The 13138-nt window shown below is 40.0% G+C and carries 10 protein-coding genes and 1 pseudogene; 2 read left to right on the forward strand and 9 right to left on the reverse strand.

What is annotated here, in order from left to right:
* Window positions 1-2 precede the first annotated feature (2 nt).
* Window positions 3-4340 carry a CusA/CzcA family heavy metal efflux RND transporter gene (locus tag HMPREF0766_RS07415; protein WP_002995169.1) on the reverse strand — a complete coding sequence of 1446 codons (4338 nt, stop codon included), beginning with the start codon at window positions 4338-4340 and terminating at the stop codon, window positions 3-5.
* Window positions 4341-4447: 107 nt separating this feature from the next.
* The gene (locus HMPREF0766_RS22700; protein ID WP_380948513.1) at window positions 4448-4780 is read right to left on the reverse strand and encodes a DUF6660 family protein; all 333 of its coding nucleotides are present in this window, start codon (window positions 4778-4780) and stop codon (window positions 4448-4450) included.
* A gap of 199 nt (window positions 4781-4979) precedes the next feature.
* Here HMPREF0766_RS22700 and HMPREF0766_RS07425 point away from each other — a divergent pair, with 199 nt between their 5' ends.
* On the forward strand, window positions 4980-5225 hold the full coding sequence (locus tag HMPREF0766_RS07425; RefSeq protein WP_002995176.1) for a hypothetical protein: 246 nt from the start codon (window positions 4980-4982) through the stop codon (window positions 5223-5225).
* A 219-nt stretch (window positions 5226-5444) separates the two neighbouring features.
* On the opposite strand, the gene HMPREF0766_RS07430 is transcribed toward HMPREF0766_RS07425, so the two are convergent.
* Both HMPREF0766_RS07430 and HMPREF0766_RS07435 read right to left on the reverse strand, forming a co-directional pair.
* The gene (locus tag HMPREF0766_RS07430) at window positions 5445-6134 is read right to left on the reverse strand and encodes an SIR2 family NAD-dependent protein deacylase (RefSeq protein ID WP_002995179.1); all 690 of its coding nucleotides are present in this window, start codon (window positions 6132-6134) and stop codon (window positions 5445-5447) included.
* 20 nt (window positions 6135-6154) lie between these two features.
* The gene (locus HMPREF0766_RS07435) at window positions 6155-7990 is read right to left on the reverse strand and encodes an alpha-L-fucosidase (protein ID WP_002995182.1); all 1836 of its coding nucleotides are present in this window, start codon (window positions 7988-7990) and stop codon (window positions 6155-6157) included.
* Window positions 7991-8101: 111 nt separating this feature from the next.
* On the opposite strand from HMPREF0766_RS07435, the gene rnhA reads away from it, so the two are divergent.
* On the forward strand, window positions 8102-8602 hold the full coding sequence (gene rnhA / locus HMPREF0766_RS07440; protein ID WP_002995185.1) for a ribonuclease HI: 501 nt from the start codon (window positions 8102-8104) through the stop codon (window positions 8600-8602).
* A gap of 109 nt (window positions 8603-8711) precedes the next feature.
* Here rnhA and trxB read toward each other — a convergent pair whose 3' ends face one another.
* The 5 genes and pseudogenes from trxB to HMPREF0766_RS22280 form a co-directional block, all read right to left on the reverse strand.
* Window positions 8712-9668, reverse strand: a complete 957-nt coding sequence (gene trxB, locus HMPREF0766_RS07445) for a thioredoxin-disulfide reductase (protein WP_002995187.1) — start codon at window positions 9666-9668, stop codon at window positions 8712-8714.
* A gap of 43 nt (window positions 9669-9711) precedes the next feature.
* Window positions 9712-10662, reverse strand: coding sequence for a 3'-5' exonuclease (locus tag HMPREF0766_RS07450; RefSeq protein WP_002995189.1), 951 nt, complete (start codon window positions 10660-10662; stop codon window positions 9712-9714).
* A gap of 174 nt (window positions 10663-10836) precedes the next feature.
* Window positions 10837-11238: a DUF6896 domain-containing protein gene (locus tag HMPREF0766_RS07455; protein ID WP_002995191.1), complete on the reverse strand. Its 402-nt coding sequence runs from the start codon at window positions 11236-11238 to the stop codon at window positions 10837-10839.
* A 242-nt stretch (window positions 11239-11480) separates the two neighbouring features.
* Window positions 11481-12588, reverse strand: a pseudogene (locus HMPREF0766_RS07460) (IS3 family transposase).
* A 60-nt stretch (window positions 12589-12648) separates the two neighbouring features.
* Entirely contained in the window at window positions 12649-12990 is a 342-nt protein-coding gene (locus HMPREF0766_RS22280; protein WP_002995198.1) for a hypothetical protein, read from the reverse strand.
* Between the last annotated feature and the right edge of the window lie 148 nt (window positions 12991-13138).

Raw genomic sequence — 13138 nt, forward strand, 5'->3', positions numbered from 1 at the left:
GTCTATTTATTGATTGATGTTTGGAAATATTGATAATTAACGACACTCTTATTGTATGCATTGAGCGCATTCAGATAGTTGATCTTGATATCTATAGATTGTGTAAGAAACTGGCTTAACTCAGCGTAACTGATTTCTCCGCTCTGATAGCCCAGATTTGCCGCTTTGATAATCGCTTCTGCCTGCTTGAGGCCGGAGGTTTCATAAAATTGAAGCTGACCTTCATTCTTAATGCGTTCATTTTCCGCATTTTGGATGTCCGCTGACAATACCTGTTGCACCTGCAGAAGTCCCTGTTGCTGAATGTCATACTCCAGTTGTGCCGCCTTTACTTTGTTATTGTAATATCCGGATGAAAATATAGGGAAATTAGCAGTTACTGAAAACCCGGTTAGCGGATTCTTTTGTCCCCACAGCCGCTGAGAGAATACCCGTCCTGAGAAATCCGGCATTTTGCCTTTTTTCTCAACCTGTATTCCGGCTTCTGCCAGTTCCACATTCTTTTCCTGAATGCGAACCAACGGATGCGAAGCGGCCGTAATATCACGCTTATTGAAAGAGATTTTAACAAGCTCTTTTTCATTCGGCAACAGAAACATATTCTGATTCAATATTACACTTAGATTTTGAGCCGATATCAACAGATCCTGGTGATTTTGTATCAGGAGTGCTTTATTCTCCTGCCATTTAGTTTCAGCCGCTATTCGTTCCAGTCCTGCTGCTTCTCCAGTCTGTACACGCAGATCTGCCGCACGGAACAGTTCCTGATAGATGCTGTCCAGTTGTTGAAACAGGCGTTGTCTGGCTTCAAGATACGTTAGCTCATAGTAATTGGTGGATACATCTCTGGTGATACGCGCCTTGATCTCTTCAAGCTGCATGGCAGAAACTTCAACATTTTTACTTAAATAGGCTTTACGTGCCTTATAAAATCCCGGCCAGCTAAAATCCTGAGAAAGCCCGACTTTCCATATCCCTTGCGGATCAAGCGGTCCCATATCCTCATTCTCCACAAATATTCCTGTCTTGCCGTCAAAAGTTTTAGCACTTTCCACCTTAAACTTATCTGTCTGGAGTGTGGTTTTTCTGATATCCAGATTAGCCGTCATGGCCTGTTTTATTGCGCTTTCCAGAGTAATACGTGTTGCTCCCTGCTGGGCAAAAGATTGCTGAGCCGGAACAAATAATATAATAGCCAGTATTAATGGAAGTGTCTTGGTTGCAATACCATTCATTTTGTTGCTTTTGTTAAAGAAAAGTACATACAGACTTGGCAGAACAAAGAGTGTCAGTAATGTAGCTGAGATCAGACCGCCAATCACGACTGTGGCCAGTGGTTTCTGCACTTCCGCTCCTGCTCCTGTGCTCAATGCCATAGGTAAGAAGCCTAATGAAGCAACAGTTGCTGTCATTAATACAGGTCGTAGCCGTATCGTGGTGCCTTTCCATACCCGCTCAAACACATCGTGAACACCGTCTTTTTCAAGTTGATTGAAAGTCGAGATCAATACGATACCGTTAAGAACCGCTACTCCGAACAATGCAATAAATCCGACTCCTGCAGATATACTGAAAGGCATATCACGTAGCAAAAGGGCGAATATACCTCCTATTGCACTCATAGGAATGGCTGTATAGATAAGTATGGATTCTTTAATGGAACGGAAAGTAAAGTATAATAACATAAAGATAAGCAGCAGTGCCACCGGAACGGCAATCATCAACCTGTTAGAAGCTTCTTTAAGATTTTCAAACGTACCTCCGAATGTATAGTAATAACCTGTGGGCAGAATATTCAATTCATTTAATTTTGTCTGAATATCATTTACTACCGATGTTACATCTTTGCCCTTAATATTGAATCCGATAACTACACGTCGTTTTCCATCTTCACGACTAATCTGTGCAGGACCATCTTTCATCGAAATGTTTGCCAATTGACTTAACGGGACCTGTTCGCCCTCTCCTGTTACCACCGGAAGATTGCGTACATCTTCGATAGAAGTTTTGTAATTACTGTCCAGCCGGACAACAAGATCAAAGCGGCGTTCATTTTCATAAATAGATCCCGCGCTGCTTCCTGCAAAAGCCATAGATATCATTTTATTGACCTCATTGACATTAAGCCCGTGAAGACCAAGCTGTGCACGGTTATATTCAATGGATATCTGTGGAAGTCCGGTTGTACGTTCTACCTGAGGTTCAGAAGCACCGTCTATTGTTTGGACCACTTGTCCCACCTTGCCTGCCAGAGAAGCCAGGGTGTCAATATTCTCGCCGAAAATCTTGATCGCAACATCTTGTCTTACTCCTGTCATCAGCTCATTGAACCGCATCTGTATTGGCTGTGATGCTTCAAAAAATGTTCCCGGAATGACGGATAGCGAATCCATCATACGATCAGCCAGTCCCGTATAGGTGTCACCCCCTGTCCATTCCTTAATGGGTTTGAGGGTTACAATAAGATCTGTAGCTTCAGGAGGCATAGGGTCAGTGGGTATTTCGGCACTTCCTGTCTTCCCGACTACTGTTTTCACCTCTGGAAATTTTTTCAGGATACGGGCAGCTTCCATGGACGTTTCTATACTCTGTGCCAGAGAAGCTCCCTGAGGCAGAATACAGTGGAATGCATAATCACCTTCCTGAAGTTGAGGAATGAATTCACTACCCATCTTTGAAAACAGAAAGATAGAAAAAGCGAATACTGCCACAGCGACGGCAACCAGCACCTTTCTGATACGTACTGCTTTTTTGATAAGTGGCTGATACCAGCGTTGCAATGCATTCATCAGCCTGTCTGCAAAAGTAACTTTGGTATGTGGTTTTTTAGACAAAAACAGTGCACTCATCATAGGTATATAGGTCAGTGAAAGGATCAGTGCACCAATAATGGCAAAACTCACAGTCTGTGCCATAGGCTTGAACATTTTTCCTTCTATTCCTACAAGTGTCAGGATAGGGATATATACAATCAAAATGATTATTTCACCAAATGCGGCACTGTTACGAATCTTAGAAGAAGATTGATAGACTTCTTCGTCCATTTCTGCCTGTGTAAGTGGTTGACTGGATTTTCGAAGCCCCAGGTGATGCATGGTAGCCTCTACGATAATCAGTGATCCGTCTATGATAAGTCCAAAATCAATAGCTCCCAGACTCATCAGATTGGCGCTGACGCCAAACATACGCATCATTCCCAATGCAAAGAGCATGGAAATAGGAATGGCAGAGGCCACGATCAGACCTGCCCGCAGATTTCCGAGAAAAATAATAAGAACGAAAATCACAATAAGGGCACCTTCGATCAGGTTAGTCTGAACAGTACGGATGGCACGGTTTACCAATTGGGTACGGTCAGAAAAAGCCTCAACAACAACATCTTTTGGTAGAGACTTTTCGATTACTTTCAATTTTTCTTTTACAGCACCTACTACCTGAGCACTGTTTGATCCTTTCAGCATCATTACCATGCCTCCAACGGCTTCTTTTTCACCATTGTAGGTCAGTGCTCCGTAACGTACCGCAGAACCCTCCCGTACCTGTGCAACATCTCTGACGTATACAGGCACACCGTTTCGTTTGCGGATAACAATATTCCGGATATCTTCCATATCCGAAAGTAAACCTACACCTCGTATAAAATAGGCGTTAGGCTTTTTATCTATATAGGCTCCTCCTGTATTTTGATTATTAGCCTCCAATGCATTGAATACATCATTGATCCCCAGATTCATCGCACGTAAGCGATAAGGATCGATAGATACTTCATATTGCTTTAGTTTACCACCAAAACTATTAACTTCGGCTACACCAGGAGTACCGTAAAGCTGTCTGGCGATAACCCAATCCTGTAATGTACGCAGATCTGCTGCAGAGTATTTATCTTCCGCTCCTTTGACCGGGTGCAGTACATACTGGTATATTTCTCCCAGTCCGGTAGTGATAGGCGCCAGTTCAGGCTTGCCCATACCTTCAGGGATGTTCTCCTCGGCTTCCTTTAATTTTTCATTAATCAGCTGTCTTGCAAAATAGATATCGACATCATCGTCAAATACCGCCGTCACGACCGACAGGCCGAATCGGGAAATTGATCTTAATTCAATAAGATCAGGGATATTAGTAAGCTTTTGCTCAATAGGATAGGAAACAAACTGCTCTACCTCTTGTGTAGCAAGAGAAGGAGATCTGGTAATGATCTGTACCTGATTGTTTGTAATGTCGGGATTAGCATCAATTGGGATATGCATGGCACTCCATACACCCCAGATTATAAGTACAAGAGTAAATAATCCGATTACAATCTTATTCCGGATACTGAATCGGATAATTGCGTTCAACATAGTAATAACATAATTAATTAACGACTACTTATTTTGTTTTAAAAATAAGTACGAATAAATAAAATATATCTACATAGACGAAGCTATGAGATATGTTGCGACATTAATTATGAAAGTTTGGGGGGCTGCCAGATACTATTATACTCGTTGGCGTAGAAAGATAAATGGTGGGCAAATGATTTGTCCTGATGTACAGGAAGAAGTTCAAATGCAAAATCAATATAATCAGGCAGGTGGACTGCTATGGAGCAACATCCGCATACACACAATGGCGAACAGCTGTCTTTATGAGCGTGTTTACCGTTCTGATCAATATGGCGATGTGCTGAAATTTCGTTTGAGAGCTGGTCTATATTAGGCAAAACAGAATGATTATCCTGACATGGTATAAGTGTCAGAAGAATAAAATAAATGCTCAATATGTAGGCAAGTATGCGCAATCTCTTGATTTTACCTGCAAATATATAAATTTATTAAAACGATGGAATAAGATTTACGTAAATATTCTATTATAATTATTTTTCAACTTCCATTTATGCTCTATTTTGCGTAAGACAAAGTTGAAATAAACCCTACATTTGTAGAGCAGACCAAAAAAGGTCATTTATCATAACGTTTATTTGAATTAAGAAAAATAATATGAGAGTATTAGCAGAGTTGCCACATCCTGATTGCAAGATTTCCATCTTTGGCATGAATCAAAAATTTATTATCAAGTTTGAACAAGGTGTGCTTGAGCAATCCTATAAACTAGCCGAAACAGATGTGGTAGGTGGTGTCAACGGTGTGTTTGAATTGTTGGATGAAACTTTTATTCAGCAGGTACTGAGCCATTTTCAGGAGATGCGTAAAAGCTTTATTGATAGCTATGACAGACATCAATAGATACATTAGATGTGATAATGTAAATTATTGATTATTATATATTTTCACTTTATAAACACAAAAGGCCAAATTAAATTTGGCCTTTTGTGTTTGCTGCGAGAATAAGAAAATATCAAATGTAACTTAAAACGTTAGGTATTTTCATCTAAGTATCTGTTATTTAAACTCTTAATATATAAAGCAGAATTTTATTTGGTTGTATTTTTTGACCAAATAAATCTAAATCTGACTTAATAATTGTTCTACTAATGCAGGTACTCCTTCTGATGCTTTTGAAGTTATAGTAACAGTTCTCTCCGGTACACGATATTGATCTGCTGAAGGATCGATCAGAAATATTTCGCAATGCGGAGGAATGTCATGAATAAGATTTGCTGCGGGATATACTTGAAGTGAGGTTCCGATTACAATAAGGATATCTGCCTGTTGAGCAATTCGCATTGCCGGAATCATCGCTGGTACAGCTTCTCCAAACCATACAATATTAGGCCGCAACTGGCTTCCCCATTTACATAGATCTCCCATTTTCAGTTCGTCTCCTTTGATCTCATAAATACTGTAAGGATCCTTTGATGAGCGTGACTGCATAATCTGACCGTGCAGATGCAGAATGTTTTTACTTCCGGCACGTTCATGAAGATTATCTATATTCTGTGTAATAATATCTACATGATACTTATTTTCCAGACGTACCAAGGCTTGATGCGCAGTATTTGGTTCAGCTAAAAGACATTGTTTGCGGCGTTCATTGTAAAATTGCTGCACCAAAGCAGGATTTCGTTGCCATGCTTCGGGCGTGGCTACATCCTCTACACGATTTCCTTCCCATAATCCGTCATCTCCGCGGAAAGTTTTCAAGCCGCTTTCAGCCGAAATTCCGGCTCCTGTAAATACCACGATTCTTTTCATATCTATAGTTGCTGTTTCTGCTATAAATTGCTTTCTATTGCGCCTACTTTTTCTCTGTACAGTTCAATCGGCTTATCCAACAGTACGGCGATTACAGAAAGATTGTTGTCCAGGCGTTCATTAGGAACATTGATGTACACAATTCCAGGGATAGCACTCCAGTAGAGTTTGTTATAGATGTCATGATCAATCATAGAGCCTTCGCCTACAATGCGTATACGTGCGATCGTGTTTTTTAATCCCTTCACCGCAACTGGCCCCGTGGGTTTACCCTCCACAAAAAGATAGAGCGTCTGTCTGTCCGCAGACAATGCTGTAAGACCGGCGTAATGTCCCTCCGGGATCCCCGCTCCTGTTTCATACAAGGCTTCCGCATGCTTGCTGATCCAGTTTAAAATAGCGGGATTAGCTTGTTTTTGATCAGGTAAATTCATGTTTAGGCCATCTGCTGTAAGTCCATTGTTTTTCAGTAGATTATCACCTGAGTAAAGATGTTTCGTAATCTGATAAACGGCTTCATCTGCATTTTTGCTTTTAAGTAATGTCCTGATCTCTGTTGCTACCGGCTCAGCTTTAATAAATGTTGGTGTATTCTGGAAGTGGAGAGCCAGTACAGTGACTGCTGGATCAAATTTGAGGGTATTCAGATCCAGTGTGATGGAAGATGCGTTTTGTGTATAAGGAACTTTAATTCCGGATTGTCCCACGACAGTTACTCCTTTTAGAGAAGTAGATATCCCTGTGAGATGTTCTGTGCGCTTTACAGCATCAAGATACAGGTAAACTGTCTTTCCATCTTTTGATAAGGCAGATTTTCCCTGATAATGTTCAAACGGGATTCCTGCCCTTGTACCATATACCGCTTCTTTGTGAAGTCCGGTCCAGCGTCCAAGTTCTTTGAGGATTGCGACCTGTTCCTGCGGAATAGTTCCATCTTCTTTAGGTCCAATATCTAACAGGAGATTACCACCCATGCTGATGCAATCCACCAGTGTGCGTACAATCATATTAGGTGTTTTGTAGTGCTTGTCAAAAGCCTGATATCCCCAGGAGTCATTCATCGTATAACATAGCTCCCAGTAAGGTGCAGAAGGTCTGACCACCGGAATCCCCTGTTCAGGCGTATCATAATCTCCGTGATGGTTAAGACGGGAGTTGATAATTATATTCGGATTATATTTGCGCAGATTGGATAATGTTTGCTGTGTTTTCCATTCTTCCGAGTTGTGTTCCCAATCACCGTCAAACCAGATCAGATCCGGATGATAGCGCTCAGATAATTCATTAAGCTGAGTCTGGTAGTATTTGACATAATTTTCCCAGCGCTGAGGTTCCTCTTTGAGTGTGTAGCGTTTTCTTGTTCTGGTATTTACATCGTAATACGGATGACTCCAGTCCGGTAGTGAATAATATAATCCCGTTTTTAGTCCTGTCTTTTGTAAAGCTTTGACAAACGGATCCAATACATCCTGTCTGGCCTGTGCATCCTTTTTTATAGTAATGGCTTTGTCTGCTTTGCTGTCCCACAGTGATACGCCATCGTGGTGTTTGGTGGTGATAACCGAATACTTGGCTCCGGAATCGTGTATCAGTTGTGCCCATTCATTCGGCTTATATTTCGAAGCAGTAAATCCATTTAGCTGCTTCATATAATTTTCATGATTGATATAGTTATTGAAAAATGCCCAGGATTCGGAGATTCCTTGTACGGAATAGATTCCCCAGTGAATAAATATGCCTAGCTTGGCATCTTCAAACCACTCCATTTTTGCTTTGTTTTCTGTTGGTTGCTGTGCCGGGGCTGTTAAATGAACAGTTAACCCAAGCAGTGCGGCCATAATAGCTCTCTTTTTCATCAAGTTTACAAATTAATCAGATGTCTTTAAAAGCATGAAAAATAGAACAAATACCTGATTTTTCAAACTTAAATCAGGTATTTTAGCGGATTAGAAGTAACTTTGTTACCAATGATCGAATTATATACGGACGGAGCTTCCAGCGGTAATCCGGGACCCGGAGGTTACGGAACTATTCTAAGAACTCGTTATAGCGGTGAAAATGAGGCTTTCAAAGGTAAGCTGATAGAGAAAACCTTTTCGGAAGGGTTTCGCAGAACTACAAATAACCGCATGGAGCTCATGGCTGTCATTATCGGACTGGAAGCCTTGAAAAGTCCGCAACAGCAAGTGACTATTTACTCAGATTCAAAATACGTTATCGATGCCATTGATAAAAAATGGGTTTACGGATGGATTCAGAAAGGTTTTCAGGGTAAAAAGAATAAAGATCTGTGGATACGTCTGATGAAAAGTTATAAGTTACATCAGGTGCGTCTGGTCTGGGTAAAAGGACACGCCGGGCATCCGGATAATGAGCGTTGTGATCAACTGGCGGTAGCTGCATCAAAAGATAAAGCGAACTGGAAGATTGACGCTGTCTTTGAGCAGGAAGAAAAAGCTCTGGGGTAATGTACCCTTAAAGATTATAGAAAGAAAAAAACGTCATCGCTTAGCGGAGGAAGTATTCAAATGTTGACTACTTTATCCGTTTTTTAGCAATGACGTTTTTTAGTTGATTTTATTCAGCTATAGCGTGCTCTTTAGCAGCTAAATAACGTTCGGCTTCTAATGCAGCCATACAGCCTGTTCCGGCAGCAGTGATCGCCTGACGGTAGATGTGATCCTGTACGTCTCCACATGCAAATACACCTTCTATATTTGTTTGCGTGCTATCTGCTTTTGTGATCAGGTAACCAGTTTCGTCCATATCCAATAAACCTGTGAATAATTCTGTATTGGGTTTGTGTCCGATCGCAACAAAGAATCCGTCTACAGGAATATCTGTAGTAGCCTGTGTCTGATTATTGATCACCTTTACACCTGTCACAACCTGACCATCGCCAAGAATTTCCACTGCTTCAGTATTATAGTGAATTTCAATATTTGGAGTATTCAATACGCGATGTACCATGGCTTTAGATGCACGGAATTCGTCACGACGTACTAACATATGTACTTTAGATGCCAGTTTAGCCAGATAAGTCGCTTCTTCAGCAGCTGTATCTCCTGCCCCAACGATCGCAACTTCACGATTTTTGAAGAAAAACCCGTCACATACAGCGCAGGCAGATACTCCAAATCCATTGTACTTCTGCTCACTTTCCAGTCCTAACCATTTTGCTGTAGCTCCTGTTGAAATAATAACGGTGTCAGCAGTAACGATTTTAGATCCATCTATCTCTATTTCTTTTATTTCGCCTTCCAGATTCACTTTGGTTACATAACCAAACCTAACTTCCGTACCAAAGCGCTCTGCCTGAGATTTGAGATCTTCCATTAACTCAGGACCAAGAATACCTTTTGGGTAACCTGGGAAATTATCTACATCTGTAGTCTGTGTCAATTGTCCACCCGGTACCAGACCTGTATATACAACCGGTTTGAGATCAGCACGTGCTGCGTAAATAGCAGCAGTATAACCTGCAGGACCTGAACCGATAATCAAACATTTGATATGTTCTCTTTCTTGTGACATATAATTATGAATAATAGTTATTTATATGATTTATGTAATCTTTTTATTTGCCAAATTTACTTTGCAGATCTTTTAACATATCCGCTGTAATGGCTTTGCCTTTTGACGGATTATTTTTTTGTTGAAAATCCTTTTTTACCTGTTTTTTCTCTTCCGGTGTGGAAGTCTGTACTACAGGCGCTGATTTTCTGTTTTCTTTAAATCGTGTCCATATACGCTCCAGACATTTTTTGGTGTATAACGGAAAGTCTCCCTGCATCATCCATGAATAGTAACTTGGTTCTATTTCAAATACATTTTCTACAGGACGCCCTTTGTGCTTGCCAAAACTGAAAACTTCTACACCGTCTTCATTGTATACAATACGACCTGCAAAATCCACCGGTTTACTCAGATTAGTAAATTCATGAAGAGCTGCTACATCATTCACTACAGGCTTGCTCTTGTTGCCATGCTTGTCTTCATACAGCACATCTTCATATCGGCTCAATTGCGCCTTTAATACTTCGTATGTAGCAGTGACATCTGCTTCTGCGGTATGTGCATTGTTCAGATCCTGATCGCAATAGAATTTGTATGCAGCTTTCAGCGTACGTTGTTCCATTTGGTGGAAAATATTCTGTACATCGACAAAATTTCTGCCTTCCAGTGAGAAGTCTACATTTGCACGTAAAAATTCTTCCATTAGCATCGGAACATCAAATTTATTGGAATTATAGCCCGCCAGATCCGCATCTCCTATAAAATCTGCAATCTCCTGTCCCAGTTCTTTAAATGACGGAAGATCTTTTACATCTTCATCATAGATGCCATGAAACATAGATGATTCGGCAGGAATAGGCATTCCGGGATTGATACGGCGCGTCAGCACTTCTTTATTTCCATCGGGCATCACTTTTAGAATGGAGATCTCGACGATACGATCTAAGGGGATATTTACACCGGTTGTTTCTAAGTCGAAAAATGCCAGCGGTCTTTTTAATTTCAGTTCCATGAATGAATGTTTCTAGCTAATGATACAAAAATACAAAGTAAAGTTTCAAATATGGCATTATCATTTCAGAATGACAATAGCATTATAAATTTATATTTTTCAACTTAATTATTTACATTTTTAACTACATAGGTATAGGATAAAAGAAACAATAATACAATGAAATCAACTAACTTAAAATCTTATATCTTTTATTTGAAAAATGGGGAACATCACCCCGTTCAAATCTAAGAGAAAAAGTTTTTTCTTTTCGACTAATGTCATTAGCGAATGATGTACATCATCCAAATTATAATCTTGAGCTTTCCATTTAGGATTTGTCTCCATAAACTCAAACAATTTCCAGCTTGAGAATTTAATAGGGTAATCATTAGTTGGCAAGTAATCATATTCACAGATTACACCTTCTTTTTCAAGACGACAACCTGCTCCATGATAATGATATTTATATAACCCAAGTTCTCCTTTTCCTTTATTAATAAAGCTTGATTCTTCTATTCCCTTTTGATCAATTAAAATTTTATATCCTATTATAAATTCAAAATAATCAATAACAGCTTCTTCTATTTTCTTCATTTAAATAGTTCTTTCTATATCTTTTGAATAACATTTTTAGATTTTACCCTGAAGCAAATTATATCTTACTATATAAACATGGAAATTCTTAAATACATTTTGAACTATACAGATTATGTTATTCAGTTTTTTCTGCCTAACTGCGACAAAAGCATTTTTGAACTCCTTAAAGTCTAAACCTGGCTCCGTGGTTATAATGTAAGTACCCCATTTTTCCGACAGCTAGGATCGGACTTTCTAATTTACGTTACTAATTGATTTATTTGTTGTTTGTGTCTAATATTTTTTGATAATTCCGTTGGTGTGAGATTCCCAAGCCCTTCATGGGGTCTGTTGTTATTATATTCATCCATCCATGCCTGGGTATGCTCTCTTACTTCTACCAAGTTGAAAAATAAATAAGCATCCAAAATTTCTTTACGATAACTTCGGTTGAACCGTTCGATATGACCGTTCTGCATAGGCTTGCCAGGCTGTATAAATTGAATAGCGATGCCTTGATCTTTACACCAGAACTCAAAATGATAACTGGTGAATTCGGGGCCATTATCTACGCGTAGACAGAGCGGTTTGCCCCGCCAGTCTATGATTTGTTCATGTGTCCGGGTTACCCTCAAAGAAGAAATAGAAGTAGCTATTTCGATACACAATATCTCACGGGAACAGTCATCCATCACGTTAAAGGTTCTAAATCTGTTCCCTCTGGCCAAGCTATCGCTCATAAAGTCCATGCTCCATTTTCGATTAATACTGATCTGTTGTTCCAAAGGTTGTTTCTCCCGGGCAGGTAGCCGACGTTTGCCACGCCTCTTCTTATTCATATTGAGTAGCTTATATACCCTGTATACTTTCTTATGGTTCCATGGCTTACCTTCCCTGCGCAGGTAGGAATATAGTTTTCGAAATCCATATACAGGATGTTTGGAAGACAGTTGATCTAATGCTGCTATAACGGCACTATTATCTTTCTTACTAACATAGTAATATTGTGAACGGCACATGCCTGTTAATTTACAGGCTCCGTTACACTCAAACCGTGATCCAGGACAATCTCCCGGGTTAACTGTTTTTGTTGCCGGAGCCCCAACCTTTTTTTGTGATGACTTCTTTTAGGATATCATGATTCATACTCAGTTCAGCAAACATCTTTTTTAAGCGTGCATTTTCTTCTTCAAGTTCCTTCAGGCGCTTGACATCCGATACTTCCATACCACCGTAACGGCTTTTCCAATTATAAAAGGTGGCTTTGCTAATCTCAAGCTCTCGGCAGATGTCATCGGTCTTTCGACCTTCTTCTCCCTCTTTGAGAGCTCTTACAATCTGTGTTTCTGTAAAACGTGTCTTTTTCATCTTATTACTTAAATCTAAACATTTATGTCCAGTTTTAAGCTGTTTGATTTTTGGGGACACTTACACATCCTGATCCAAATATTCATTTTTCAATTGGCTGACCATAGCTACAGCATCTTCTTTGGTATACTTGAATCCTCCCTCGATTTCCTCAACAGCCATCCCATCCGGGTCAACAAACCGAATTGGATTGTTAATAGTGTAGTTATATGGAGACCATCGTCTGTATTGTTCCGTCAACGGATCCACCACCACATTCCATCTTCCAACCACTGGATCATCCGCCAATAGGCGGACAGGTGTCATCTGGCTCCATAGTCCAGTTGTCCTCCTACCTCCTTTTGTTTCTTTTTGCCAACACTTGTCAGCCCACTGGCTGATAAAGATACTTACTATTTCCATATACAGGATTTGGGGATTTTTGTAATCCGCCAGCTAGCGGATAGTAATCATCTCTTTCCAGTACTTCTATAGCATTCGTATTCCGGTATAACTGTATCTCTTATAACTTATTTAATAATAATTGGTTATACGTTTCTCATCAACAAGA

The sequence above is a fragment of the Sphingobacterium spiritivorum ATCC 33861 genome, assembly GCF_000143765.1.
In the GTDB taxonomy this organism is placed as follows: domain Bacteria; phylum Bacteroidota; class Bacteroidia; order Sphingobacteriales; family Sphingobacteriaceae; genus Sphingobacterium; species Sphingobacterium spiritivorum.